This window comes from Nonomuraea sp. NPDC047529 (assembly GCF_040642995.1).
Taxonomy (GTDB): Bacteria; Actinomycetota; Actinomycetes; order Streptosporangiales; family Streptosporangiaceae; genus Nonomuraea.
Genome location: NZ_JBEYTJ010000002.1, coordinates 595932 through 621087, shown reverse-complemented (window position 1 = coordinate 621087; position 25156 = coordinate 595932). Strand labels below are relative to the sequence as shown.

General features: G+C 72.4%; 22 protein-coding genes. 13 read left to right on the top strand and 9 right to left on the bottom strand.

Annotated features, from left to right (window positions below):
• From ABZ815_RS06490 to ABZ815_RS06480, 3 genes are all read left to right on the top strand, one after another.
• On the top strand, window positions 1-408 hold a 408-nt coding region (locus ABZ815_RS06490; RefSeq protein ID WP_357694637.1), incomplete at its 5' end, for an aldehyde dehydrogenase family protein.
• Between the two features lie 84 nt (window positions 409-492).
• Complete coding sequence (locus tag ABZ815_RS06485; protein WP_357694635.1) at window positions 493-1650, top strand: extracellular solute-binding protein; 1158 nt, start codon at window positions 493-495, stop codon at window positions 1648-1650.
• Window positions 1651-1818: 168 nt separating this feature from the next.
• A complete protein-coding gene (locus ABZ815_RS06480) occupies window positions 1819-3033 on the top strand; it encodes a saccharopine dehydrogenase C-terminal domain-containing protein (protein WP_357694633.1) in 1215 nt (404 codons plus the stop codon).
• 43 nt (window positions 3034-3076) lie between these two features.
• Here ABZ815_RS06480 and ABZ815_RS06475 read toward each other — a convergent pair whose 3' ends face one another.
• A complete protein-coding gene (locus tag ABZ815_RS06475; protein WP_357694631.1) occupies window positions 3077-3277 on the bottom strand; it encodes a hypothetical protein in 201 nt (66 codons plus the stop codon).
• Window positions 3278-3487: 210 nt separating this feature from the next.
• Entirely contained in the window at window positions 3488-4816 is a 1329-nt protein-coding gene (gene gabT / locus ABZ815_RS06470) for a 4-aminobutyrate--2-oxoglutarate transaminase (RefSeq protein WP_357694629.1), read from the bottom strand.
• 91 nt (window positions 4817-4907) lie between these two features.
• On the opposite strand from gabT, the gene ABZ815_RS06465 reads away from it, so the two are divergent.
• Window positions 4908-6659 carry a PucR family transcriptional regulator gene (locus ABZ815_RS06465; RefSeq protein WP_357694627.1) on the top strand — a complete coding sequence of 584 codons (1752 nt, stop codon included), beginning with the start codon at window positions 4908-4910 and terminating at the stop codon, window positions 6657-6659.
• A gap of 11 nt (window positions 6660-6670) precedes the next feature.
• On the opposite strand, the gene ABZ815_RS06460 is transcribed toward ABZ815_RS06465, so the two are convergent.
• Window positions 6671-7318 carry a TetR/AcrR family transcriptional regulator gene (locus ABZ815_RS06460; RefSeq protein ID WP_357694625.1) on the bottom strand — a complete coding sequence of 216 codons (648 nt, stop codon included), beginning with the start codon at window positions 7316-7318 and terminating at the stop codon, window positions 6671-6673.
• A gap of 289 nt (window positions 7319-7607) precedes the next feature.
• Between ABZ815_RS06460 and ABZ815_RS06455 the strand changes: the two genes are divergently transcribed.
• The gene (locus tag ABZ815_RS06455) at window positions 7608-9035 is read left to right on the top strand and encodes an aldehyde dehydrogenase family protein (protein WP_357694623.1); all 1428 of its coding nucleotides are present in this window, start codon (window positions 7608-7610) and stop codon (window positions 9033-9035) included.
• Window positions 9036-9107: 72 nt separating this feature from the next.
• Here ABZ815_RS06455 and ABZ815_RS06450 read toward each other — a convergent pair whose 3' ends face one another.
• Entirely contained in the window at window positions 9108-10172 is a 1065-nt protein-coding gene (locus ABZ815_RS06450; protein WP_357694622.1) for a trypsin-like serine protease, read from the bottom strand.
• 382 nt (window positions 10173-10554) lie between these two features.
• On the opposite strand from ABZ815_RS06450, the gene dxr reads away from it, so the two are divergent.
• From dxr to ABZ815_RS06430, 4 genes are all read left to right on the top strand, one after another.
• Window positions 10555-11745: a 1-deoxy-D-xylulose-5-phosphate reductoisomerase gene (dxr, locus tag ABZ815_RS06445; RefSeq protein WP_357694620.1), complete on the top strand. Its 1191-nt coding sequence runs from the start codon at window positions 10555-10557 to the stop codon at window positions 11743-11745.
• A gap of 40 nt (window positions 11746-11785) precedes the next feature.
• Window positions 11786-12955 carry a flavodoxin-dependent (E)-4-hydroxy-3-methylbut-2-enyl-diphosphate synthase gene (gene ispG / locus ABZ815_RS06440; RefSeq protein ID WP_357694618.1) on the top strand — a complete coding sequence of 390 codons (1170 nt, stop codon included), beginning with the start codon at window positions 11786-11788 and terminating at the stop codon, window positions 12953-12955.
• Window positions 12956-13085: 130 nt separating this feature from the next.
• Window positions 13086-14666, top strand: a complete 1581-nt coding sequence (locus tag ABZ815_RS06435) for an alpha/beta hydrolase (RefSeq protein WP_357694616.1) — start codon at window positions 13086-13088, stop codon at window positions 14664-14666.
• 36 nt (window positions 14667-14702) lie between these two features.
• The gene (locus ABZ815_RS06430) at window positions 14703-15545 is read left to right on the top strand and encodes a GNAT family N-acetyltransferase (protein WP_357694679.1); all 843 of its coding nucleotides are present in this window, start codon (window positions 14703-14705) and stop codon (window positions 15543-15545) included.
• 9 nt (window positions 15546-15554) lie between these two features.
• Here ABZ815_RS06430 and ABZ815_RS06425 read toward each other — a convergent pair whose 3' ends face one another.
• Genes ABZ815_RS06425 through ABZ815_RS06415 form a run of 3 tightly spaced genes read right to left on the bottom strand, consistent with a single transcriptional unit; the run spans window position 15555 to window position 17969 of the window.
• The gene (locus ABZ815_RS06425; RefSeq protein WP_357694614.1) at window positions 15555-15932 is read right to left on the bottom strand and encodes a DUF3037 domain-containing protein; all 378 of its coding nucleotides are present in this window, start codon (window positions 15930-15932) and stop codon (window positions 15555-15557) included.
• The gene (locus tag ABZ815_RS06420) at window positions 15929-16741 is read right to left on the bottom strand and encodes a HipA family kinase (RefSeq protein ID WP_357694612.1); all 813 of its coding nucleotides are present in this window, start codon (window positions 16739-16741) and stop codon (window positions 15929-15931) included. Before ABZ815_RS06420 ends, ABZ815_RS06425 begins: the two co-directional genes overlap by 4 nt.
• A gap of 49 nt (window positions 16742-16790) precedes the next feature.
• Window positions 16791-17969, bottom strand: coding sequence for an NAD(P)/FAD-dependent oxidoreductase (locus ABZ815_RS06415; RefSeq protein ID WP_357694610.1), 1179 nt, complete (start codon window positions 17967-17969; stop codon window positions 16791-16793).
• Window positions 17970-18032: 63 nt separating this feature from the next.
• Here ABZ815_RS06415 and ABZ815_RS06410 point away from each other — a divergent pair, with 63 nt between their 5' ends.
• Window positions 18033-18488, top strand: coding sequence for a MarR family winged helix-turn-helix transcriptional regulator (locus ABZ815_RS06410; RefSeq protein WP_357694608.1), 456 nt, complete (start codon window positions 18033-18035; stop codon window positions 18486-18488).
• Between the two features lie 52 nt (window positions 18489-18540).
• Here ABZ815_RS06410 and ABZ815_RS06405 read toward each other — a convergent pair whose 3' ends face one another.
• Window positions 18541-19410 carry a TIGR03619 family F420-dependent LLM class oxidoreductase gene (locus ABZ815_RS06405; protein ID WP_357694606.1) on the bottom strand — a complete coding sequence of 290 codons (870 nt, stop codon included), beginning with the start codon at window positions 19408-19410 and terminating at the stop codon, window positions 18541-18543.
• Window positions 19407-20654: an LLM class flavin-dependent oxidoreductase gene (locus ABZ815_RS06400; protein WP_357694604.1), complete on the bottom strand. Its 1248-nt coding sequence runs from the start codon at window positions 20652-20654 to the stop codon at window positions 19407-19409. The genes ABZ815_RS06405 and ABZ815_RS06400 overlap by 4 nt, the downstream gene beginning before the upstream one ends.
• A gap of 86 nt (window positions 20655-20740) precedes the next feature.
• Between ABZ815_RS06400 and ABZ815_RS06395 the strand changes: the two genes are divergently transcribed.
• The 3 genes from ABZ815_RS06395 (at window position 20741) to ABZ815_RS06385 (ending at window position 25138) form a co-directional block, all read left to right on the top strand.
• The gene (locus ABZ815_RS06395) at window positions 20741-21550 is read left to right on the top strand and encodes a TIGR03619 family F420-dependent LLM class oxidoreductase (RefSeq protein ID WP_357694602.1); all 810 of its coding nucleotides are present in this window, start codon (window positions 20741-20743) and stop codon (window positions 21548-21550) included.
• Window positions 21551-21571: 21 nt separating this feature from the next.
• Window positions 21572-23050: a serine/threonine-protein kinase gene (locus tag ABZ815_RS06390; protein ID WP_357694600.1), complete on the top strand. Its 1479-nt coding sequence runs from the start codon at window positions 21572-21574 to the stop codon at window positions 23048-23050.
• 108 nt (window positions 23051-23158) lie between these two features.
• Window positions 23159-25138 (top strand): PASTA domain-containing protein, encoded by a 1980-nt coding sequence (locus tag ABZ815_RS06385; protein ID WP_357694598.1) that lies wholly within the window; start codon window positions 23159-23161, stop codon window positions 25136-25138.
• The last annotated feature ends 18 nt before the right edge of the window (window positions 25139-25156 follow it).

The window sequence follows — 25156 nt, the reverse complement described above, 5'->3', positions numbered from 1 at the left end:
TGGCTGGGGCCGTCGGTGCTGGATCAGGTGCCGGTGGGGTCGCGGACGCACACGGAGGAGATCTTCGGTCCGGTGTTGTCGGTGGTGCGGGTGTCCTCGTATGAGGAGGGCCTGCGGGTGATCAACGAGGGTGTGTACGGCAACGGTACGGCGATCTTCACCAACGACGGCGGTGCGGCGCGGCGGTTCCAGAACGAGGTCGAGGTGGGGATGGTCGGGATCAATGTGCCGATCCCGGTGCCGATGGCGTTCTACAGCTTCGGCGGGTGGAAGTCGTCGTTGTTCGGCGACACGCATGTGCACGGTGGCGAGGGGGTGCATTTCTACACGCGGGGCAAGGTGGTGACCTCGCGGTGGCTGGACCCGTCGCACGGTGGTGTGAACCTCGGCTTCCCCACGAACGGGTAACCCGTGGCTCCGACCGGGAGGGACCGGCGTCCCTCCCGGTCCCGTCCCCGGTAAGCTCCAGCACAACGGACAAGGGGGGACATCGTGAGACGCCGTCGCATATCCGCCGTGGCGCTGGCCACGGCGGCGCTGGTCGCCGGCACGGGAGCGGTGTCCTCGCCCTCCGGGACGGCCGGGCAGCCGGCCGCCAGGCCGAGCCCCAAGCCGACCCCGACGGCCACGCCCTCGCCCACGGCGACCCAGAGCGACGGCACGCTCCAGATCCTCACCTACCGCGGCTACGCCGAGTACGGCGGCGTCAGCCCCAAGGCCAACTGGGTCGGCTCCTTCGAGAAGGAGACCGGCTGCCGCCTGGCCCGCCTGGACACCGTCCGCACCGCCGAGGAGATGGAACGGGCCGTGGCGGCCGCCGACCGCCCATACGACCTGATCTCGGCGGGCCCGGCGCTGGCCGGCGACCTGATCACCCGCAAGCTGGTGCAGCCGATCGACCCGGCCAAGGTGGGCGGCTACGACGACCTCGACGAGCGTTTCCGCGACATGGTGAAGGTGTCCGGCAAGGTCTACGGCGTGCCGTACCTGTGGGGGTACCACGAGTTCGTCTACGACGCGGCCAAGGTCAAGAACCCGAGCATGAGCGAGGCGTTCGCCTCCGGCCGGGCCGCGCTCCGCGACAGCCCGCTGACCATCGCCGACGCCGCACTGACCGACACCACCGTCAAGGACCCGTACGAGCTGAGCCAGGAGCAGCTCGACCGGGCCATGGCGCTGCTCGGGCAGCAGAAGGAGCGCACCTACTGGCGGAAGCCGATCGACCTGATCAAGGGCTTCGCCACCGGGTCGCTGGATTACGCGCAGGCCACACCGTACTATCGCCTGCTGCTGCAGAAGGCCGGCAAACCGGTCCGGACGGTCGGCGCCACGGCGACCACCGGCTGGCTCGACTCCTGGATGCTCGGCGCCAACCTGCCCGACACCACCTGCGCCTACCGCTGGCTGACCTGGATGACCGCGGCCGACGCCCAGCGTGACGCGGCCGCCTGGGCGGGGCTCGCCCCGGCCAACGAGAAGGCGTGCAAGGGCCGGGCCAAGTCCGTCTGCGACGTCTACGGCGTCGGCGACCCCAAGCGGCTCGGCCGTGTCGCCTTCGCCGTCCGGCCGCCGGGCGGTTGCCGCGGCGAGGACGGGGAATGCACTGATTACGCCGTCTGGGGGAAACGGTGGGCCGCCCTCGCCGAGTAGGCGAGACCGCCGCCTCCGCTCGCCCCCATCGCGGGCGCGCCTTCCCCCGAGGTGCGCCTGCAGAGACGCCCCGGGCCTTCCCCCCTGTCCCGGGGCGTCTCGCTGTTCCGGGGCCTTCTTGGCGCCAGAAATTCGACTGAATGACCAGTCAGTGAGTATGGTCTTCCCATGAGAATCCTTCTTGTCGGCGCCGGAGGCGTCGGTTCAGCCGTGGTCCCGATCGCCGCCCGCCGCCATTTCTACGAACACATCGTGGTGGCCGACTCCCAACAGAGCCGGGCGGCCGCCGCCGTCGCCGCCGTGGACGACCCCCGTTTCACCGCCATCCAGCTGGACGCCTCCGACCGGGCCCAGGTCGTCGCGGCGCTCCGGGAGCACCGCTGTGACGTGCTGTTCAACGCGGTCGACCCGCGCTTCACGATGCCGCTGTTCGAGGCCGCGCTGGAGGCCGGGGCCCACTACCTGGACATGGCGATGTCGCTGTCGAAGCCGCATCCGCGCGAGCCGTACCGCAAGCCGGGGGTGAAGCTGGGCGACCGGCAGTTCGAGCGCGACGGCGAGTGGCGCGGCGCGGGCCGGCTCGCGCTGGTCGGCATGGGCGTCGAGCCGGGGCTCGCGGACGTGTTCGCCCGCTACGCCGCCGACCACCTGTTCGACGAGATCGACGAGATCGGCATCAGGGACGGCGCCAACCTCGTCGTCGACGGCTACGACTTCGCGCCCACGTTCTCGATCTGGACCACGATCGAGGAGTGCCTGAACCCGCCCGTCGTCTGGGAGGACGGGCAGTGGCGCACCACCGAGCCGTTCAGCGAGCCCGAGGTGTTCGACTTCCCCGACGGCATCGGGCCCGTGGAGTGCGTGAACGTCGAGCACGAGGAGGTGCTGCTCGTCCCGAGGTGGATCCCGGCGCGGCGGGTGACGTTCAAGTACGGGCTCGGCGAGGAGTTCATCGGCGTGCTCAAGACGCTGCGCAAGCTGGGCCTGGACAGCGCCGACAAGATCAGGGTGGGCGGGGCGGAGGTGGCCCCGCGCGACATGGTCGCCGCGAGCCTGCCGGACCCGGCGACGCTGGGCGCACGCATGCGCGGCAAGACCTGCGCGGGCACGTGGGTCAAGGGCACCGGCAAGGACGGCTCGCCGCGCGAGGTGTACCTGTACCACGTGGTGGACAACGAGTGGTCGATGCGGGAGTACGGCTCCCAGGCCGTCGTGTGGCAGACGGCGATCCATCCGGTCGTCGCGCTGGAGCTGGTGGCGACCGGGGTGTGGAAGGGCGAGGGCGTGCTCGGCCCTGAGGCGTTCGACGCGGTGCCGTTCCTCGACCTGCTGCGCGAGTACGGCTCGCCGTGGGGCCTGCGCGAGGCGGCGGTGGCGGCCTGAAGGCCGGGCCGCGGCCGGCGCGTGGTCGATGCGGTCGATGCGGCTAGCGGCCCGGGAAGGCCACCACGGTCGCCATGGGAGCGGGCAGGAGCGCCTCGGCGCATTCGGTGCAGGCGAGCACGGAGGAGTTGTCGGGCAGCTTGCCGACCCGGACCCGAGGCCGCGGCCACCTCTTGTGGCACACGACGCAGGCGTCGCCGTCGCGCTGGGCCACGCTCAGGCCCTCAGGGTCGAACGTCAACATACTCTGTGCCGTTCTGGTGGGACCCCAGTTCATCACGCTCCCAGCTGTCATCGCTCCTCCGCATGTCCGGATCCGTTATAACCCTGACCGAGGCCGTGATCGTCTAGCTGAGCGTCAAGCCAGGGTGAATTCTCTACCCGAGTGACCTCTTTTACACACACAAAATCGGGCATCCAGCCGCAAGGTGGATGCCCGATTTTTCGGTCTTTGCTACAGAGCGGCGACGGCCTTCTCCAAGATCCCCAGGCCCTCCTCAAGCAGGTGCTCGGGCATGACCAGCGGGGGCAGGAAGCGCAGCACGTTGCCGTACGTGCCGGCGGTCAGGACCACCAGGCCCTCGGCGTGGCAGCGCTTGACGATCTCCTGGACGGCGGCCGGGTCCGGGTTCTTCGTCCCCGGCTCGACCAGCTCGATCGCGATCATCGCGCCGCGTCCGCGCACGTCGCCGATCACCGGGAACCGCTCCTGGAGCGACCGGAGGCGGGGGAGCATGATCTCGCCGATGCGGCGGGCCTTGGCGACCAGGTCCTCCGACTCGATCGTCTCCAGGACGCCGAGCGCGGCCTCGCAGGCCAGCGGGTTGCCGCCGTACGTGCCGCCCAGGCCGCCGACGTGCACGTGGTCCATCAGGTCGGCGCGGCCGGTCACGGCGGCCAGCGGCAGGCCGCCCGCGATGCCCTTGGCGGTGCAGATGATGTCGGGGACGACGCCCTCGTCCTCGCAGGCGAACAGGTCACCGGTACGCGCGAAGCCGGTCTGGACCTCGTCGGCCACGAACACGATACCGTTCGCCCGGCAGAACTCGGCGATCCGCGGCAGGAAGCCCCTGGCCGGGACGATGAACCCGCCCTCGCCGGCGATCGGCTCGATCACCACGGCGGCCACGTTCTCGGCCCCGACCTGCTTGTTGATCTGGTCGATGGCCTGCGCGGCGGCCTCCTCCGCGCAGTTGTCCGCGCCCGTCGGCCAGCGGAACGGGTAGGCCAGCGGCACCCGGTACACCTCGGGCGCGTACGGGCCGAAGCCGTGCTTGTACGGCATGTTCTTGGCGGTCATGGTCATCGAGAGCAGCGTGCGGCCGTGGTAGCCGTGGTCGAACACCACGACGGCCTGCCTGCCGGTGGCGTGCCGGGCCACCTTGACCGCGTTCTCGACGGCCTCGGCGCCCGAGTTCACCAGGAAGGTGCGCTTCTCGTGGTCGCCGGGGGTCAGCTGGTTGAGCTTCTCGCAGACCTGCACGTACGACTCGTACGGGGTGACCATGAAACAGGTGTGGGTGAAGTCGGCCACCTGCTTCTGGACGCGCTCGACGACCTTCGGCGCGGAGTTGCCCACGTTGGTCACGGCGATGCCGGAGCCGAAGTCGATCAGAGAGTTCCCGTCGGCGTCCTGGAGGACGCCGCCGCCGGCGCGGGTGACGAAGACCGGCAGCGTGGTGCCGATGCCGGACGGGACGGCGGCCTGCTTGCGGGCCAGCAGCTCCTGCGACTTGGGGCCTGGGATCGCGGTCACGACGCGCCGCTCCTGGGGAATGCTCATGGGCTCGACGCTACGTCGGGCTCCGACCTGGGCCGATACGTCGATATGGCACACTGGGGGTGCTCGCCTTTGCCGGAATGGACAAACTCGTATGGCACCTTCGCTGCGCACCGTGGTGCGACGGATGGGGCTGCGTCCGCTGGCGGGCGCGGCGGCCCCCGAAGCGCTCGACGCGGAGGTGCGCTGGGTGGCGGTCAGCGAGCTGGAGGACCCGACGCCGTTCCTTGAGGGCTCGGAGCTGCTGCTGACGACGGGCATCCGCCTGGAGGGCGACCTCTCCGGATATGTCGCCCGGCTGGTGGGGCGCGGGGTGGCCGGGCTCGGCTTCGGCGTCGGCCTCTCCCACGAACGCGTCCCGCCCGCCCTGGTCAGCGCCGCCGACGAGGCCGGGCTGCCACTGTTCGAGGTGCCGCGCGAGACGCCGTTCATCGCCATCGGCAAGGTCGTCAGCGAGCTGCTCGCGGCCGAGCAGTACGACGAGATCACCCGGGCCTTCGCCGCCCAGGGACGGCTCACCCGGGCGGCGCTGCGGCCGGAGGGCATGCACGCGGTCATCGACCGGGTCGCCAAGGAGATCGACGGCTGGGCCGCCCTGCTCGACGAGACGGGCGAGGTCCGGCACGCCACCCCCGGCGCCGACGTGCCGGTCGTGGTGGCCGAGCTACGCCGCCTGCGCACCGGCGCCCCGGCAAGACCCCACCCCGACCAGCCCGCCACCGACGACCGCGGGCCGGCCGGTGAGCAGCCAGCAGCCGGAGAACCCGTTCGTGGCGGTGAGCGGACGCCTGCCGAGGGCGTCCGTGGAGGTGTGCCGGGCGGTGAGCGGGGGCGTGGGGGAGGCCAGGGTCCTGAGCGGGGGCGTGGGGGAGGGCCGGGGGTGGAGCGGGTGCCGGCCAGCCTCGCGTTGTCCGGGCCCGACGAGCACATCGTGATCCAGCCGCTCGGCGGCGGCGCCCGGCCGCGCGGCTTCTTCGCGGTCGGCGCGCGCAAACCCTTCTCGCCGGTGACCCACACGGTGATCAACGCCGCCGGCTCGCTGCTGACGCTCGCCATGGAGCAGGGCAGGGCCCAGCGGGAGGCGGGGCGGAGGCTCCGCTCGGCCGTGCTCGAACTGCTGCTCGGCGGGGCGGTCGAGCAGGCGCGGTCGGTGATGGGCACGCTAGGCGCGCGGCTGCCCGGCGAGCCGCTGGTGGTGCTGGCGGCGGGCGCGAGCGCCCTGGAGGCCCTGGAACCCCACGGCTTCACGGCCCTCCTCGACGACCACACCCACAGCCACAGCCACGACCACACCCACAGCAGCAGCCACGGCCGCAGCGGCAGCGGTAGCGACGGTGGGCACGGCGGAGGTGGTGGCGGGCGTGGCCGCGGTGGTGGTGGTGGGGCGGTCGTTGTTTGTCTGGTGGGGGAGGGGAGTGTGGAGAAGGTGGCGCGGGAGGCGGAGGGGCCGGTCGGGGTGAGCTCACCGTGCCGCTACGACGGCCTGCGCGACGCCCTCGGCCAGGCGCGACGGGCGCTGGCCCACAGCGACGGCGGCGTGGTGCGGTTCGCCGACCTGGCCGGGCAAGGGCTGCTCGCGCTGCTGGACGCCGACGCCCTGCGCGCGTTCTCCGGCGCGCTGCTGGCCCCGCTCACCGCGTACGGCTCCCGTGCCGACCTGGTCGAGTCCCTGCGCGCCTACCTCGACAGCAACGGCCACTGGGACGCCGCGGCCCAGCGGCTCGGCGTCCACCGGCACACGCTGCGCTACCGCATGCGCCGCGTGGCCGAACTCCTCGGCCGCGACCTCGACGACCCGGGCGTGCGCGCCGAACTCTGGCTCGCCCTGGAGGCCGCCCGCCGCTGACCCGACGGCCTTCAGCGGCCGGGGGCCGACGGCAGGTTGTCCTTGTCCACCAGGTAGCAGCAGATCGTGGCCAGGGTGACCGCCTCGTACGTGCGGTCGTCCCGCAGGTGGCCGGCCCGTTCCAGACTGATCGCGCCCTGGGCGGCGGCCCAGAGAGCGTCGGCGATCTTGCGTGGCTGGGTCGGCGTCAGGTAGCCGGCGGAGATGCAGTCGGCGATCACCCGGTCGAGGATGTTCAGGGCCGCGCGGGCGAGCGTCCTGGCCCGCTCGCTGGGTTCGAAACCGGGGATGGCCTGCTCGAACATCAGGCTGTAGTAGCCGGGCTCGGCCAGGCATGCCTGCCGGTAGGCGGGGCCGAGCGCGGTCAGGTACTCCAGCGGGTTGCGCCGCTGCGGGACCGCTTCGAGCAGGCGGCGAAACCGCTCGAAACCCTCCAGGTAAAGCGCCTCGGCCAGGCCCTCCCGGTTGCCGAACATCGTGTAGATGACGGTCGTCGTGCAGCCGGCCTCGGCCGCGATCCTGCGCATGGTCAGACTGTCGGGACCCTCGCTCTGAAGCAGGTTCACGGCCACGTCGAGCAGGCGGGAACGGAGTTCGTCGTGGGTGGCGCGCTCGCCCAGCAGGTAGGCACCCTGCAGGCCCAGCGGCGTCGAGGTCATGCGACCTCCCCAGCGACCAAGGAGCTCAGTGTCCTTGTGACCTCTTGCTCGGTCACGGGGCCCACGCCTTTCTGAGTCTGGGGCCCACCGCGCTGGAGACCCGCACTCGATGACTTAGCCATGGCGGAGATCGCTCAAACCACTCCGCATGGTAAACATCCCGAATTGGGTCTACTTCTGTTACATCATGGGTATACACCAGGGCTTGTACTTAACGGTGAGCGCTCGTGGGAGTCTTGTGCACCCTGGTGTAAATCCCCGAACTCCCGCTTGGCATAACGTCATGGGTATGGACGTGCGTACCTTCTGGCTTGCCGGCCGGCCCGCCACCGGCGAAACCGAGCTCACCGTGACCAACCCCCACGACGGTCGTGAGGTGGGCCGGTACTCCGTACCGACCGATGCCCAGGTCGAGGAGGCCGTCGCGGCCGCCCACGCGGTCTCGCGCGAGGCCGCCGCGCTGCCCGTGCACGTACGTGCCGAGGCCCTGGCCCACGTCTCGCGTCGGCTGGCCGAGCGGGCCGAGGAGATCGCCCACCTGATCACCGCCGAGAACGGCAAGCCGATCTTCTGGGCGCGCGGCGAGGTCAACCGCGCCATCTCCACCTTCCGCTTCGCCGCCGAGGAGGCCCGCCGCTGGTCCGGCCAGGTGCAGCGGCTCGACACCGAGCCCGCCGCCGCGGGCCGCCTCGCCTACGTCTCCCGCGTGCCCAAGGGCCCGGTGCTGGCGATCACCCCGTTCAACTTCCCGCTGAACCTGGTCGCCCACAAGGTCGCGCCCGCCATCGCCGTCGGCGCCCCGATCATCGTCAAGCCCGCGCCCGCCACGCCGCTGTCCTCGCTGATCCTCGGCGAGATCCTGGCCGAGACCGACCTGCCCGCCGGCATGTTCTCGGTGCTGCCCGTCCAGAACGAGCGCGCCGCCGCCCTCGTGGACGACCCCCGCCTGCCCGTCGTCTCCTTCACCGGCTCCGCGCCCGTCGGCTACGCCATCGCCGACCAGGTGCCGCGCAAGCACGTGACCCTGGAGCTGGGCGGCAACGCCGCGGCCGTCGTGCTGGCCGACGCCGACCTCGACTGGGCCGCGCAGCGCATCGCCCTGTTCTCCAACTACCAGGCCGGTCAGAGCTGCATCGCCGTCCAGCGGGTGATCGTCGAGCAGCCGGTCTACGACGCCTTCGTCGAACGCCTGCTGCCGGCCGTCGCCGGGCTCGTCACGGGTGACCCGGCCGACGAGAAGACCCAGGTCGGGCCGCTGGTGTCGGAGGCCGCCGCCGAGCGCGTGGAGCAGTGGGTGCGGGAGGCGGTCGCCGCCGGCGCCCGCGTCCTGGCCGGCGGCACCCGCGAGGGCGCCACGGTCGCGCCGACCGTGCTGGCCGACGTCCCGCACGACGCCAAGGTGGCCTGCGAGGAGGTCTTCGGGCCGGTCATGATCCTGCAGCCGGTCGCCTCGATCGACGAGGCGTACGCCACGGTGAACGACTCCAAGTACGGCCTCCAGGCCGGCGTCTTCACCCGCTCGCTGGACGCCGCCTTCCGGGCCAACCGCGAACTTGAGGTCGGCGGCGTGATCATCGGTGACGTGCCGTCGTACCGGGCCGACCAGATGCCGTACGGCGGCGTGAAGGACTCCGGCATCGGCCGCGAGGGCCTGCACTCGGCCATGGAGGACCTGACCTACGAGAAGGTCATGGTGCTCACCGGCCTGTCGCTGTAGCTCGCCAGCAGGGCGACGGCGGCGACCTCAAAGAGACCGAGGGCGCGCACGGGCCGGTGCGCCCCCTTGGTCTCAGGCGCGCTCGGCCGTGGTGTAGACCGCCTTGGCGGCCTGGCCGAAGTACGGGCCGTACATGGTGTGCTGGTCGTCGCTGTACTTGAAGCTGCTCAGCGAGGTGATCGTGCCGCGGCCGGTCATCGGGTCGAAGCCGGACATCCAGGGGCCGCCGCTCGAACCGGCGGTCATGGCGCAGCCGAGCCCCTGGTCGCGCGTCTGCTTGTACGGGTCGTCGCGCAGCCGCCCCGCGCAGTAGACGAGCTGGTCGCCGTCGTAGGGAGGGTCGGCCGGGTAGCCGAAGCCGTAGGTCTGGCCGCCGCGCCGGGCGTTGAAGGCGATGTCCTGGGTGCCCACGACGTCGGCGACGTGCCGGCCGCCCGAGGTGGCCAGGGCGACCATGCCGACGTCGTGGTTGTCGTCGGCCGAGCGCGACCAGGGGGCGGAGACGAACATGCGGCGGGCCGCGTACTGGCCGAAGGGCTGTTCGCCGCCCCTGCCGTAGCCGGGGACGAACGTCCAGTTCTCGGCCCATTCGCCTGCGCCGTCCTTGACGCAGTGGCCGGCGGTGACGACGAGGTCCTTGCTGGCGCTCGTGACCGTGCTGGCCGAGCAGACGAAGTCGGCCCCCGCCAGGGTCAGGAACACCCGGCCGGTGGTCCTGGTCACGGCCCCGCCGGTGCTCCAGCGCGCGCCGATCGTGCTGGCCTGGGGCCTGGACGACGCCTGGTGCCGCCGGCCCAGGTTGATCTCGGTGTGGCCGTCGGACACGCCGGGCGTCGCCCGCACCCCGCCGCGGCCGGTCAGGCCGCTGAGCAGGCCGTCGCCGTCGGTCACGGAGTCGAGCAAGCCGATGGGCAGGGCCGCCGCCATGCGCTGCGGGGTCCAGTAGCCGAGCACGCGCCGCTGTTCGGCGTCGTCGCGGGCGGCCTCGTGCTCGACCACCAGGCTCCGCCGGGCCGCGGAGTGCTCGACGGCGGGACGATCGACCTGCTGCTGGACGGGGACCGCGCCGAGCATCGCCGGTCCCATCAGCCCCGCCATCAGCGGGGCGGCCGCAAGCAGGGAGGTGCTCAGGGTCATGGCCCCAGAGTGTGCACCACGAGATGTGTTCTTGTGGCTACTTTCCGTAAATCCGGCAGACTGCGTTGGCGCTTCGCGCTGCTCGGCAGACGGCCTGTGCTTCGCGCCGCGCTGCTGGGAGGCGGGGCGATGCCTGCGGCGGCGAAGGTGAGGACGGACGGCGGGGCGGGATCCGCGGCGCATTACGTAACCTGCCGAAACCCGGCTCCGAGGTCGGGAAGGTAGCCGCACAATAATCGGGATTTCTCAAGACATGCGCATCCCGGTATGGCGATATCTGGACATAAATGGTCCCGGTTATCACGCGTCACTTAAGGGACGGGATCGCGGCCGTGAGCCCCTCACGTGCCCGTCCGCCCCCGGCAGCGGGGACAATGGACAGGTGCATGCAGAGACCCTCCGCTCAGTCGTCGTGCTCGGCTCCACCGGCTCGATCGGCACCCAGGCCCTCGACGTCATCGCCGCCGACCCCGCCGGGTTCAAGGTCGCCGGGCTCGCGGCCGGGGGCGGCAGGGTCGAGGCGCTGGCCGCTCAGGCGGCCGAGTTCGGCGTGGAGGTCGTGGCGGTGGCCGACGACGCCGCCGTCCCGGCGCTGAAGGAGGCGCTGGCCGCGCGCGGGGCCTCCCCCGTCGTGCTGGGCGGCCACGAGGGCGTCGCCGAGGTCGCGGCCTGGCGGTGCGACACCGTGCTCAACGGCATCACCGGCGCGCTGGGCCTGACGTCCACGCTGGTCGCCCTGAAGGCCGGCCGCACGCTCGCGCTGGCCAACAAGGAGTCCCTGATCATCGGCGGGCCGCTGGTCAAGCGGCTGGCCGCGCCGGGGCAGATCCTCCCGGTCGACTCCGAGCACTCGGCGGTGCAGCAGTGCCTGTGGGCGGCCGGTCCCGGCGGCCACGACCCCGACGCCGTCAGGCAGCTCGTCATCACCGCCAGCGGCGGCCCGTTCAGGGGCATGAAGCGCGAGGAGATGGCCGACGTCACCCCGGAGATGGCGCTGGCCCACCCGACCTGGTCCATGGGCCCGGTCATCACCATCAACTCCGCCACCCTGGTCAACAAGGGGCTGGAGGTCATCGAGGCCCACCTGCTGTTCGACATCGGCTTCGACCGCATCGAGGTCGTGGTCCACCCGCAGTCGGTGATCCACTCCATGGTCGAGTACGTCGACGGCTCCACCATCGCCCAGGCCAGCCCGCCCGACATGCGCCTGCCGATCGCGCTCGCGCTGGCCCACCCGGCCCGCGTGCCCGGCGCGGCCCGGCCCGTCGACTGGACCAAGGCCCACACCTGGACCTTCGAGCCGCTCGACGACGCGGCCTTCCCGGCCGTCGCGCTGGCCAGGCACGTCGGCGCCGAGGGCGGCACCGCGCCCGCCGTCTACAACGCCGCCAACGAGGTCTGCGTCGAGGCGTTCACCAGGGGCGGGCTGCGCTTCCCCGCGATCGTCGACACGGTCGCCAAGGTCGTCGAGGAACACCGCGTCACCCCGGCCTCCAGCGTGGAGGAGGTGCTGGCCGCCGACGCCTGGGCCCGGGCGCGTGCGGCCGAACTCACAGCCGGGCAGTCCTTCTAGCTACCTAGACTGGGTAGCGTCGTCACACCTAAGGGTAGAAATGTCTTCTGTAGCACTTGGCATCCCGACGGTCCGCCCCAAGCCGCTCGCCGAACGCCGGCACTCCCGCCAGATCATGGTCGGCAGCGTTCCCGTGGGCGGCGACGCGCCCGTCTCCGTCCAGTCGATGACGACGACGGTCACCGCCGACGTCAACGCCACGTTGCAGCAGATCGCCGAGCTGACGGCGTCCGGCTGCCAGATCGTGCGCGTGGCCGTCCCGTCGCAGGACGACGCGGACGCGCTGCCGATCATCGCGAGGAAGTCCCAGATCCCGGTCATCGCCGACATCCACTTCCAGCCGAAGTACGTGTTCGCGGCCATCGAGGCGGGTTGCGCGGCGGTCCGCGTCAACCCCGGGAACATCAAGAAGTTCGACGACAAGGTGGGCGAGATCGCCAAGGCGGCCGCCGACCACGGCGTGCCGATCAGGATCGGCGTCAACGCCGGGTCGCTCGACCCCCGCCTGCTCCAGAAGTACGGCAAGGCCACGCCCGAGGCGCTGGTCGAGTCCGCGCTGTGGGAGTGCTCGCTGTTCGAGGAGCACGGTTTCCGCGACATCAAGATCTCGGTCAAGCACAACGACCCGGTCGTCATGATCAACGCCTACCGGCTGCTCGCCGCCAAGTGCGACTACCCGCTGCACCTCGGCGTCACCGAGGCCGGCCCCGCCTTCCAGGGCACGGTCAAGTCCGCGGTGGCCTTCGGCGCGCTGCTGGCCGAGGGCATCGGCGACACCATCCGCGTCTCGCTGTCCGCGCCTCCCGTCGAGGAGGTCAAGGTCGGCGCCCAGATCCTGGAGTCGCTGGGCCTGCGCGAGCGGGGGCTGGAGATCGTCTCCTGCCCGTCGTGCGGCCGGGCCCAGGTCGACGTCTACACGCTGGCCGAGCAGGTCCAGGCGGGCCTGGAGGGGCTCAAGGTCCCGCTGCGGGTGGCCGTCATGGGCTGCGTCGTCAACGGCCCCGGCGAGGCCCGTGAGGCCGACCTCGGCGTCGCCTCCGGCAACGGCAAGGGCCAGATCTTCGTCAAGGGCGAGGTCATCAAGACCGTGCCCGAGTCGCAGATCGTCGAGACCCTGATCGAGGAGGCCCTGCGCCTGGCCGAGGAGATGGGCGTCGAGATCGACCTCGACGACGACACCGTCTCCGGGCCCCAGGTGACCGTGGGCTGAGTGCCCCGGGGGCCCCGGTCACCCGGTGCAATGGGCCCATTACAAAGTGGCAAGCGTTTCTCCATACCCAGCGTCATGACCCCGTCGCCCGCGGGAGCATCACAGGGCCATGACGAGGGGGAGGGGCTGGGTGAAGCGCGTATTCAGTGTTGCCGTCGGCATCGCGGTGCTGGTCGCCGGGGTTGTCAGCGCGGACGGTGTGGCGTCGGCCGGCAGGGGTGCGGTCACGTGGGCGCAGCAGGTGGTCTGGGGGTCGTGCCCGGCGAAGGAGGGCAAGACGGTCCGGGCCGACCTGGAGTGCGCCACCGTACGCGTGCCGCTCGACTACCACGACCCGTGGGGGCAGTCGATCAAGCTGGCGATCAACCGCATCAAGGCCAAGGTGTCCAGGGACGGCAACCATCTCGGCACCCTGCTGATCAACCCGGGCGGGCCGGGCGCCTCGGGCCGCGACCTGACCGAGTTCGTCTCGAACGGGCTGCCGAACCGGCTGGGCGAGCGCTACGACGTCGTGGGGTTCGACCCGCGCGGGGTCGGCGGCAGTGAGCCGTCACTCCACTGCGTGGACCCCGACGCCTACTACCGGGCGCCGCGGCCGGACGCGGTGCCGCACTCGGCGGCCGACGAGAGCAGGCTCCTGGCCAGGGCCGACGAGTACGCCACCGGCTGCGGCGACCACTGGTCCTGGATGCTGCCGTACCTGACGACCGAGAACTCGGCCAGGGACATGGACGCGATCAGGGCGGCGCTGGGCGAGGAGAAGATCAGCTACCTGGGCTACTCGTACGGCACCTACCTCGGCGCCGTCTACGCGACCCTGTTCCCGCAGCGGGTCAGGCGGCTCGTCATGGACAGCACGGTCAACCCCGAGGGCGTCTGGTACCGGTCGAACCTGAGCCAGGACGTCGCCTTCGAACGCCGCCACCGCGCCTTCCTCGCCTGGACGGCCCGGCACAACGACGTCTACCGGCTGGGCGGCACGCTGAAGCAGACCTCGTTCGCCTACTACGCGATGCGCGACCGGCTGCGCGCCCGCCCGGCCGGCGGCGTGGTGGGGCCGAGCGAGCTGGACGACACCTTCACCCTCGGCGGATACACCGACCGGGTGTGGCCGGAGTTCGCGCGGGCCTGGTCCGCCTACGTGCGCAAGGGCGACGTGAAGCCGCTGGTGGAGGCGTACAACCGGCGCGGCAAGAACGACGCCGACGACGAGAACGGCTACGCCGTCTACCTCGGCGTGCAGTGCCGCGACGCCGCCTGGCCGCGCGACTGGACCAAGTGGCGCACCGACATGACCCGGCTCCACCCCAGGGCGCCGTTCCTGACCTGGCCGAACGCCTGGTTCAACGCCCCGTGCGCGTTCTGGCCGGTCAAGGGCGGCACGCCGGTCGCGGTGCACGGTTCGCCGAAGCTGCCGCAGGTGCTGTTCCTGCAGTCGCGCGACGACGCCGCGACGCCGTACCGGGGGGCGCTGGCCATGCAGCGGCGCTTCCCGAGGAGCGGCCTGGTGATCGACGAGGGCGGCAACCACGGCGTGTCCCTGGCCGGCAACCGCTGCGTGGACGGCTACCTCGCGGCGTACCTGGCCGACGGCACGCTGCCGGCCCGGACGGTGTCCTGCGCGGCCCTGCCGGACCCGAGTCCGGCCGCCCACATGGCGTCGGGAGGCGCGCAGGGTCACGATCGGCTCACCGACGTGCTGTCCCGGTGAGCTATTCGGGGGACGTTCGCGTAGTCTGACCATGTGATGCTGCGTACATCGGCGTCGCGCGTGCTCGACGACAGCGACCGGGACGAAGTTCTCGCCCTGCTTGACTGCGATCCGGTCGCCAACGTCTTCGTCTCCTCCCGGGTGCGGGCCGTCGGACTCAATCCGGCACGCCTCGGGGGGCAGATGTGGGGGTTCGGGCCGCGCGGCGGGCTCGTGTCGCTCTGTTACGCCGGCGCGAACATGGTGCCGGTCAACGCCGGTCCTGAGGCCGTGCACGCGTTCGCCGACCGTGCCCGCAAGCAGGGGCGCAGGTGTTCGTCCATCGTGGGCCCCGTCGAGGCGGTGTCCCTGCTGTGGGAGCGGCTGGAGCCGCACTGGGGCAGGGCGCGCGCCGTCCGGTGGGCGCAGCCGGTGATGGCGACCTCCAGCAAGGCCCCTGTACCGGCCGATCCGCTGGTGCGCCGGGTGCGGCCGGAGGAGTTCGACATCATGCTGCCGGCGTGCGTGGCGATGTTCACCGAGGAGGTGGGCGTCTCGCCCAACCTCGGCGACGGCGGCGCGCTCTACCGCACGCGAGTCGCCGAGCTGATCCGCATCGGCCGCTCCTACGCGCGCATCGACGACGGCCGGGTGGTGTTCAAGGCCGAGGTGGGCGCGGTCACGCCGCACGCCTGCCAGATCCAGGGCGTGTGGGTGGCCCCCGACCTGCGGGGCAAGGGCCACGCGGTGGCGGGCATGGCGGCGGTCGTGGAGGCGGCGATGAGCTGCTTCGCCCCGGTCGTGTCGCTCTACGTCAACGACTACAACCACTCGGCGCGGGCGGTCTACCGCAAGGTGGGGTTCCGCGAGGTCGACACCTTCATGTCGGTGTTGTTCTGAGACGCCCGGCTAGAGGCGTACCAGCTTGTCGAAGAGGCGGGCCAGCTCGGTGTCGGGGTCGGTGGTGAGCCCCGCGTGCACCGGGCCGGTCTGCACGATCGTGCTGCGCGGCGCGGTCAGCCAGCGGAACCGGCCGCCCAGCGGCTCGTCCGCGAGAGGGCCCGGCCGGTCGCCGCAGGCCCGCTCGTAGGCGCTGAGCGCGTGGCGCACGCCGTCGAGGTCGGCCCCGGGGTCGAGGGCTCGCAGGCGGGCCGGGTCGAGCTGGACGCGCGCGCACAGGTAGTCGCGCGGCTGGCAGTAGAGCAGCACGCCGGCGTTGATCAGCTCGCCGCGCTCCACCTTGGGCATGACGCGGATCACCGCGTACTCGTAGACATCTCTGGTCACCGGCTGCCTCCCCGCCAGAACTCGCCGACCGACCCGGGCCCGGACGCCTTGTGCTCCTTGCCGGGGCGGCGCAGCAGCCACTCGCGCGGCCCGTGCGCCCGGCGCAGCAGATGGTCGGTGTAAGCCTCGCGCACGTCGTGGGCGGAGTCGAACCCCGGCTCGCCGTCGAGCCATTCGTCGGGCACCAGGGCCGTCACCTCGTCCAGCAGCTCGCGGGTGATCCGCCCGGCCAGCTCCTCGCCCGCGGCCGGCACGTCGGCCGCGAACGGCGCGAGCACGTGGTCGCCGGCGTCGAACACGCGCTGTGGGTCGGCCGTGCGCCAGTTGTGGTGGAACCACAGGGCCGCGCCGTGGTCGATGAGCCAGATGTCGCGGTGCCAGACCAGCAGGTTGGGGTTGCGCCAGCTCCGGTCGACGTTGTGGATCAGACCGTCGAACCAGACCGCCCGGGAGGCGAACATCGGGTCGGGGATCCAGCCCAGCGGGTCGAAGCCGAGCGCGCCGGGCAGGAAGTCGACCGCCAGGTTGAGGCCGGTGCTGGCCTTGAGGAGGTCCTGGACCTCCTCGTCGGGCTCGCGGACGCCGAGCTGCGGGTCGAGGTCGATGAGCTTGAGCTCGGGCGTGCGCAGCCCCAGCCGGCGGCCCAGCTCGGCGGCGATGATCTCCGCGACGAGCACCCGCCGGCCCTGGCCCGCCTCGCGGAACTTCACGACGTATGTGCCGAGGTCATCGGCCTCGACGACGCCCGGCAGCGACCCGCCCTCTCGCAACGGGGTCACATATCGGGTGGCTGCGATCTTTTCCAGCACGGGACGAGGCTATCGTCACCGGGGCCCCCTTCCGAACTCCCGGCGCGGCTCACCCCCCGGACGGCCGGGCGGGACGGGTGAAGGGCGCGAACGGCTGCCGCGACGACGCCTCGACGGCGGCGAACGCGTAGTCCAGCATGGCGTGCTCGTAGGCCGTCTTCGCCTCGGCGAGCGGCCGGCCCTCGGCGGCGGCCGCGGCCAGGTTCGCGCACAGGGTGCGGGCGTCGCGCAGCGCGATGTTCGCGCCTTCGCCGCGGCCCGGGCTCATGCTGTGCACGGCGTCGCCGAGCAGGGTCACCGCGGGCTCGTCCCAGGGGCGCACGCGCCGGGCCGCGTGGGTGTGCACCAGGAAGGTCGCCTCGGGGTCGGCCCGCTCGACGATCCGGCGCACGCCCTCGTGCCAGCCGGCGACCGCGGCGAGCGCGAGCCGGTGCAGGCCGGCGGGCGAGGTGTCGTCGGGCCGGGCGCCGGGGACGGTCAGCGTCCAGGAGAAGTAGCCGGGGACGTCGGTCAGCTCCAGGCCGGGGGCGTGCCGGGCGACGGCCTCGGCCACCGGCGTGCAGGGGCGGCAGGTGGCCACGGAGAACGCGGTGTGGTCGGCCGCGGTGACCCGGTTGAAGGTGTCGACCAGGTCCGGGGGCGTGGCGGCGAGCAGGTCGGGGGTCAGCGCGGTCCGGCCGTACAGGGCCTGGTCGAGCCGGTCCACGACGGCGTCGGGGAGCAGCTGGCCGCGGACGCGGGAGCCGACGCCGTCCGCGCCGGCGAGCAGGTCGCCGTCCAGGGTGGAGCCGTCGGCGAGGTGGGCGCGGACCCTCGTGCCGGGCAGCGGCTCGTACCGGGTGTACTCGGTGCCGAAGCGTACGTCGAGGCCGGACAGGAGGATCTCGCGGAGGGTGAGCCGGTTGACGCCGAGGCCGTCCACGCCGGGGAGCTGGGGCGGGATGTCCTTGGAGAACTTGGGGACCAGCCGGGTGTCCATGAAGGTCATGCGGGTGGCCGGGCGGATGGAGGTGGCCACGGCCAGGTCGTACAGGCCGGGAGGCAGGCAGGCCCGCAGCGCCTCGGCGCCGGTCTCCTTGAGGCTGATGCGGTAACCCTGGGGGCGGTGGCCGGGTGCGGGGTCGCGTTCCAGCACGGTGGCCTCGAACCCCGCCTTGCGCAGGCCCTGGGCCAGGGATAAGCCGCCGATGCCGCCTCCCACGACGATGACACGAGCAGAGGTGTCCATGGATGTGACGATAGACGATAGCTGTCGCGACAGTAAATGCTCTCGCCAGCTATTCTGGGGCGCGTGACCGACGATCGAATGCCGCCGCCGTTCGAGCTGGTGCTGGGCGGCGGGTCGCTGCTCGTGCAGGTGGGGCGGGAGCTCAACACCGAGACCGAGCGCCGCCTGGCCCCGCTCGGGCTCACCGCGCAGCAGGCGGCGCTGCTGCTGCACGCGGCGGGCGGCCGGAGCACGCCCGGCGTCCTGAAGGGCCGGCTCGGCACGGACACGGCCGGGATGACCCGGCTGCTGGACCGGCTGGAGGCCAAGGGGCTGCTGCGGCGGGTCCGGCGGCCGGAGGACCGGCGCTCGGTCGTCATCGAGCTGACGGACGAGGGCCACGCGCTGACGCCCCTCCTGCCGCCGATCTTCGGCGGGGTCAGCCGCCAGGTCTTCTCGGGCTTCTCCGAGGACGAGATCGAGCAGGTCACGGGCATGCTGCGGCGGATCATGGCCAACCTGGCGGAAGGGGCGTCCTGACCGGGGTGCGCACGTGTCGCGTGCCCGGTCAGGATCGTCCCGGCCGCCGGGGTCAGAGCTTGGCGATGACGTCCTCGGCGAAGCGTTCCATGGTGGCGATCTTGAGGTCGAGGGTGTCCTCGCCGTACCGGGACTTCTCCTCGGGGGTGGCCAGCCACCAGGGGGCGGCCATGGTGGCGGTCACGCCCTTGGCGGCGAAGCGGCGGTAGGTCGCGGCGTCGGGCATCACGGCCAGCGGGGCGACGATGTCGAACGGGCCCGTCCTGCCGTTCTCGTCGAGGTGCCGGCGGAGGGTGTCGAGCACCGGGTCGAGCTGCTCCTCGGTGTAGATGCGGTTGCCCAGCCAGCCGTCGCCGAAGCGGGCGGCCCGGCGCAGCGCCGCCTCGCTGTCGCCACCCACGTAGACGGGTACGGGCCGGGCCGGGGCGGGGGAGATGGACAGGGGAGGCAGGCCGTCCAGCGTGACCGTCTCGCCCGCCCACAGGGCGCGCAGCGTGGGCAGCATGCGGTCGAGGCGGCGTCCCCGGGTGTGGAAGTCCTGGCCGGTGCCGGCGAACTCCTCCTCGCACCAGCCCACCCCGACCCCGAACGTCACCCGCTCCCGCGACAGCACCGCCGCCGTGGAGACCAGCTTGGCCACGGTGAACAGGTCGCGGGCCGGGGCGATGTAGACGTTCGGCGAGAAGCGCAGCGTCGTGGTCACCGCGGCCATCGCGCCGATCGTCACCCACACGTCGGGCCAGTGCGTCTCGGCGGTCCAGCGGGGCGCGCCCGACCGCGAGTACGGGTAGCGGGAGGCGAAGTCGGCGTAGAAGAGGTGGTCCGACAGCGTGAAGGTGTCGAAACCGCAGCGCTCGGCCGCCCGCGCCAGCTCCACGAACTGGTCCGTCGGGGCGAACGAGGCCCCCAGCCACATCTTCATCGGAACTCCGGCGCGACCTTGGTGGCGAACATCTCCAGGTTCCGCTTGACCGTGTCCAGCGGGAGCACGCCCTGCTGCCCCTGCATGTACAGGCCGAACCACTCCAGGTCCGGCATGCGGTCGAGCATGCGCTGGATGCCGCGCTTGACGTCGTCGGGGGTGCCGAACAGCGCCATCTCCACGTCGTTCATGCGCTTGGCGTCGCCCTTCTCGGGGGAGATCGGCTTGTGCTTCTCGTCCTCCTTCTTGCGCAGCACCTCCAGGTAGCCGAACGGGCCGAAGAAGGCGGCGAAGTCCTTGGGGATGCTGCGGCCGAAGGTGTTGATCGCCTCTTCGGTGGTGTCCGCGATGCCGACGATCTTGAGGATGCCGGTGTGCTCGCCCAGCTTGTAGTGGCGGCCCTGCCGGGCCGACTCCTCCTGGTAGAGCTTGGCCTTGGCGGCGTGGTCGTCGGGGTTGGGGGTGAACATCCACGGCAGGATGTCCTCCTGGGCGGCCCTGATGACCGACCGGTCGGAGATCGTGAACGGCTGCCACAGCTCCGGATGGGGGTTCTGGTACGGCCGGGGGCAGACCGAGATCGCCTGGATCTTCCCGTCGTCGGAGACCTCACCGGGCGCCCCGAACGTCCTGGTCCATTCCATCGCGGGCCAGCCCTCGATACCGTCGTAGGGGTACGGCACCTCGTAGTCCAGCACGTCGGACTTGTAGCGGAGGGTCTCCTGCGTCCAGGCCATCTTCATGATCTTCAGCACCTCGCCGAAGACGTCGAAGTTCCGGGTGTCCGAGGCCGAGCCGTCGGAGCGGGCGGCGGCGGCCTGCCAGCGCTGGCCGAGGACGTTCATCCAGCGGTTCTGGTAGCCGCGCGCCACGCCGAGTCGCAGGCGGCCCTTGCTGAACTGGTCGAGCAGCGCCACGTCCTCGGCGGCCCTGATCGGGTCCCAGGCGGGCAGCACCATGCCGAGCGGCGCGAGCAGGATGCGCTCGGTCCGGGCGGCGAGGTCGGTGAGGAACATCAGCGGATTGACCGAGAACTCCATCCCCTCGGAGTGGAAATGGTGCTCGGTCATCATCAGCGCGTCGAACCCGACCTGGTCGGCGTGGACGGCTATCTCCCGCACCTCGTGCAGCAGCCGCTGATACGACTCGGTGTCGCGTCCGATGGGACGCCGTGCCTTGGCGTTCTCCTCGGCCGCGTATCCAGAGCCTGGAATCTGCGGGTTCAGGAAGATAGAGAACTTCACCGGGAACCTCTTTCCGCGGACGTCGCCTTGCAAGCTACCCTGGAAATCTTAGCCGAGCAATCGCTTGGTTGACATGAGGAGGCCGTATGAGGCTGGGTGTCACGATGTTCGCCACGGATCTGGCCATGCCGGTCCAGGACCTCGCGGCCGCGGCCGAGGAGCGCGGGTTCGACTCGCTCTACCTGCCCGAGCACACCCACATCCCGGTCAGCCGCCGCACGCCGCCCGCCGGCGGCCAGGACGAGCTGCCCGAGGAGTACAAGCGCACGCTGGACCCGCTGGTCGCGCTCTCCTTCGCCGCCGCCGCGACCCGGCGGCTGCGCGTCGGCACCGGCATCCTGCTCGCCGCCCAGCGTGACCCCATCGTCACCGCCAAGGCCCTGGCCACGCTCGACCACCTGTCGGGCGGGCGCGCGGTGGTCGGCGTCGGGTTCGGCTGGAACGTCGAGGAGATCGAGAACCACGGCGTGCCGTACGGGCGGCGTCGCGAGGTCGTCCGGCGCAACGTGCTGGCCATGCGGGCCTTCTGGCGGGACGAGGTGGCCGACGTCGAAGGGCTCGAACCGTCCTGGTCGTGGCCCAAGCCCGTCCGCGACCTGCCCGTCTACCTCGGCGGCGCCGCCGGGCCGAAGCTGTTCGCCCACATCGCCGAGTACGGCGACGGCTGGATGCCCATCGGCGGCAAGGGGATCAAGGACGCGCTGCCCGCGCTGCGCGAGGCGTGCGAGAAGGCCGGGCGGCCCATGGCCAGGGTGATCCCGTTCGGGACGCTGCCCACCAGGGAGAAGCTCGACTACTTCGCCGGCCTCGGCATCGAGGAGGCCGTGGCCACCCTGCCGAGCGGCCCGGCGGACGTCGTCCTGCGCGCCCTCGACGCCTATGCCGGCCTGCTGTAGGCGGTGCCATAATGACGCCCTATGTCCGAGCTCCGCGCTGATGACCCCCGCCGGCTGGGGGAGTACCGGCTCTCGCGCAGGCTCGGGCAGGGCGGCCAGGGCGTCGTCTTCCTCGGTCACTCGCCGGCCGGGGCGCAGGTCGCGATCAAGCTGTTGCACGCGAGCGTGTCCAAGGACGCCGACGTACGTCGCCGGTTCCTCGGCGAGGTCGAGGCGGTGCGCCGGGTCGCGGCCTTCTGCACCGCCCAGCTCCTGGACGCCGACCTCGACGGCGACCGCCCCTACCTGGTCAGCGAGTACGTCGAAGGGCCCTCGCTGGGCGAGCACGTGGTCGCGCGGGGGCCCCGGCTCGGCGGCTCGCTCGACCGGCTGGCCATCGGCACCGCCACCGCCCTGGGGGCGATCCACCGGGCGGGGGTCGTCCACCGCGATCTCAAGCCGGGCAACGTGCTGCTCAGCCTCGACGGGCCGCGGGTCATCGACTTCGGGGTGTCCCGGCTGATGGACGCCGCCGCCACCACGACCAGGTCGCCCATCGGCACGCCGGCCTACCTGTCGCCCGAGCGCATCAACGGGGAGCCGGCCGGGCCGGCCGCGGACATGTGGGCGTGGGGGCTGACCGTGGCGTACACGGCCAGCGGGCGGCATGCGTACATGGCGGACACGTACCAGGAGATTCTGGCCAGGATCCTGTACGGCAGGCCGGACCTGCGCGGGTTGTCGGGGCGGTTGCGGGAGATCGTGGAGGCGTGCCTGGCCCGCGACCCGCGCGACCGTCCGGACGCCGAGGAGACGCTGCGCGCGCTGCTCGGCCAGGACGCCGGCACCGGCGACGTCCTCCCCTCGGGCGCCCAAGCCGCCACCCCCGATGAACGGCCCCCCACCACCGCCCCCTCGACCTCCCCTGACGAAACCCCCGCCACCTTCCCCGAAGGGATGTCCGCTGTCGCGGCGGGAAGTGCTTCCGCCACCTTTCCCGAAAGGACGCCTGCCACTGTGGTCGGGAAGGCTCGGCGGGGGTGGCTGGTGGCGGTGGCGGGGGTTGTGGTGGTGGTCGCCGGGGTCGTGTTCTGGTTGCGCGGAGCGCAGGACCCGGGCCCGGCGGACGCCCGGAACGGCACGGCCGACCAGGGCGCCACCCCCACGCACGCCACCACCGGCGAGCCCCCGCCGGGAAACCCCACCGTCCCGCCCCTGGACGGCGTCTGGACGGGATCGGCCGAGCACCCCACGGCCGGCCGGATCTTCCCGGTCGAGCTGCGCCTGCGCGCCGACGGCGGATCCACCATGCGCTGGGGCGCCGACCTGCACTGCTCCGGCCGGCTCACCCCCACGAGGAGCGCCGTCGTGTTCGCCCTCGGCCAGGTCACCGGCAAGGCGTGCCACGCCGGAACAGTCCGGGTCGTCCCCTCGGACGACCCCAACCGGTTCTCCGTCAAGGTGACTCGATCGGACGACGGCGCCGTCATGTACGCGGGCCAGGTCTCCCGGGCCTCCTGACCGGCTGTGTCACGGTCAGGCGGCGATTGCGGTGCGCACGGTTGACTGAACGCGGCCCGTTGCCTTCAGTGGAGAGCAAGAAGGGGTGGCGGCGAGGGGAGGCGCCCCGTGCCAACGGCGCAGCCGCTCAGAACGGGGGACCCGCACAGACTCGGCGAGTACGAGCTCGCCGGGCGACTGGGTGAAGGCGGACAGGGCGCGGTGTTCCTCGGTTCGAGGAGCGGGGAGAGGCACAGCGGGGAGAGGTACGCGGTCAAGCTGCTGCACGGGCCCGTCGGGGACGAGCAAGGGGCGTTCCTGCGGGAGGTGGAGCTGGCCAAGCACGTGGCGAGGTTCTGCACGGCCCAGGTGGTCGACGCCGGGTTCGACGAGGGCCGGCCGTACATCGTGAGCGAGTACGTCGACGGGCCCTCGCTGCACCGGGAGGTCTCGCTGACCGGCCCGCGGCACGGCGGCGCGCTGGAACGGCTGGCGGTCGGCACCGCGACCGCGCTGGCCGCCATCCATCGGGCGGGCATCGTGCACCGGGACTTCAAGCCGCAGAACGTGCTGCTCGGGCCCGACGGGCCGCGGGTGATCGACTTCGGCCTGGCCAGGGCGCTGGACGCGGCGGCCACGGTGACGAACAGGGGGGTGGGCACGCCGGCGTACATGGCTCCCGAGCAGATCACCGCCTCGGCCGTGACCGGGGCGGCCGACGTCTTCTCCTGGGGCGCGACCATGTGTTTCGCGGCCAACGCGAGCGCGCCGTTCGGCCAGGACTCGGTGGCGCCGGTGCTGCACCGCATCCTGACCGCGCCGCCCGAGCTGGGCCGGCTGGACGGGCGGCTGCGGGTGCTGGTCGCCGCCTGCCTGGACAAGGACGTCAGGAACCGGCCGTCCAGCAGGGAGCTGCTGTTCGCGCTGCTCGGCGAGGCGGACTCGCCGGATCAAGGGTACGGCGACGTGCCGCTGGTCCCCGGGCAGCGACCGCCCGTGCCGCTGGCCGAGCCCGAGGTCACCGGCGCGGCCGGCGCGTACCACCTGCGCTCGCGGACGGGCGGCGGCCCCGAGCTCCCCACGACCGCGCAGGGCACGAGGCCGCCGGCCGAGGCGGGCCCGCCGGACGGCCTGAGGACGCGGGCCGGGACGGGCGCGCCGGACCGGCAGGGCCGGGGGCGCGGGGCCGGATGGGTGCAGGCGGTCGTGGCGGTGTGCGCGGCGCTGCTGGTGACCGCGGTCGTGCTCACCGTGATCGTGCCCGCGCTCAACGGCCACCGCTCCGGCCAGGCGTCCGTGCTGCCGGCGGCGCCGCCGAGCCCGGCGGGTTCGGCGCGCGCCTCCTCACGGCCGGGCGGGAAGCCGGCGGAGCGGGAGCGCGTGCCCACCGTCGCGCCCGCCGTCGAGCCCACCGGCGGGCCGACAGTCGGGCGGCCGGTGACGACGGTCGCGGTTCCGCCGCTGACCGGCCTGGACCGGGCCGACGCGGTCAAGGCGCTCAAGCAGGCCGGGCTCACCGTCGGCGCGGTCACCAGAACCGACTCGGTCAAGGAGATCGGCCGGGTGCTCGGCAGCCGTCCGGCGGCCGGGACCGTGGTGGGCCGGGGCGGCGCGGTCGCGCTGGAGGTGTCGGCGGGGGTGCCGGTGCCGTCCGTCGCCGGGCGGCAGCGCAAGGCGGCCGAGGCGGCGCTCACCGCCGCCGGGCTCACGGCCGGGACGGTCACCCGATCGTGCTCCGACCAGCCGGACGGCCAGGTTCTCGCGACGCGGCCCGAGGCCGGCGCCCGGGTGCCGGGTGGCGCCCCGGTGGCGCTGACGGTGGCCCGCCAGGGCGTCGAGGTGCCGTCCGTGGTGGGGGAGGGCCGCGCCGACGGCCGGGCCGAGCTGGTCGCGGCCGGCTTCACGGTACGGGCCCGCACCCAGGTCGTGGACGACGACGCCAAGGCGGACACCGTCCTGGGCCAGAGCCTGGCGCCGGGGACCTGCGCCGGGTCCGGGGACGTGGTCGTGATCACGGTCGGCGTGTCCGGCCAGCAGGGCGGGCCCGGCCCCGAGGAGCCCACGCAAAGCCCGACCGGCCCCGCCGTCGACCCCTCGACGGGGCTGTGATCGGGGGACCTCCGCCGC

What these genes read in the sequence shown, in the direction of transcription:
- ABZ815_RS06415 (WP_357694610.1), bottom strand. Translation starts at nt 17,969, where the DNA reads ATGGACACCTCTGCTCGTGTCATCGTCGTGGGAGGCGGCATCGGCGGC.
- ABZ815_RS06430 (WP_357694679.1), top strand. Translation starts at nt 14,703, where the DNA reads ATGCTGCGTACATCGGCGTCGCGCGTGCTCGACGACAGCGACCGGGAC.
- ABZ815_RS06460 (WP_357694625.1), bottom strand. Translation starts at nt 7,318, where the DNA reads ATGACCTCGACGCCGCTGGGCCTGCAGGGTGCCTACCTGCTGGGCGAG.
- ABZ815_RS06465 (WP_357694627.1), top strand. Translation starts at nt 4,908, where the DNA reads ATGGCACCTTCGCTGCGCACCGTGGTGCGACGGATGGGGCTGCGTCCG.
- ABZ815_RS06390 (WP_357694600.1), top strand. Translation starts at nt 21,572, where the DNA reads ATGTCCGAGCTCCGCGCTGATGACCCCCGCCGGCTGGGGGAGTACCGG.
- ABZ815_RS06455 (WP_357694623.1), top strand. Translation starts at nt 7,608, where the DNA reads ATGGACGTGCGTACCTTCTGGCTTGCCGGCCGGCCCGCCACCGGCGAA.
- ABZ815_RS06450 (WP_357694622.1), bottom strand. Translation starts at nt 10,172, where the DNA reads ATGACCCTGAGCACCTCCCTGCTTGCGGCCGCCCCGCTGATGGCGGGG.
- ispG (WP_357694618.1), top strand. Translation starts at nt 11,786, where the DNA reads ATGTCTTCTGTAGCACTTGGCATCCCGACGGTCCGCCCCAAGCCGCTC.
- ABZ815_RS06480 (WP_357694633.1), top strand. Translation starts at nt 1,819, where the DNA reads ATGAGAATCCTTCTTGTCGGCGCCGGAGGCGTCGGTTCAGCCGTGGTC.
- ABZ815_RS06405 (WP_357694606.1), bottom strand. Translation starts at nt 19,410, where the DNA reads ATGAAGATGTGGCTGGGGGCCTCGTTCGCCCCGACGGACCAGTTCGTG.
- gabT (WP_357694629.1), bottom strand. Translation starts at nt 4,816, where the DNA reads ATGAGCATTCCCCAGGAGCGGCGCGTCGTGACCGCGATCCCAGGCCCC.
- ABZ815_RS06395 (WP_357694602.1), top strand. Translation starts at nt 20,741, where the DNA reads ATGAGGCTGGGTGTCACGATGTTCGCCACGGATCTGGCCATGCCGGTC.
- ABZ815_RS06475 (WP_357694631.1), bottom strand. Translation starts at nt 3,277, where the DNA reads ATGTTGACGTTCGACCCTGAGGGCCTGAGCGTGGCCCAGCGCGACGGC.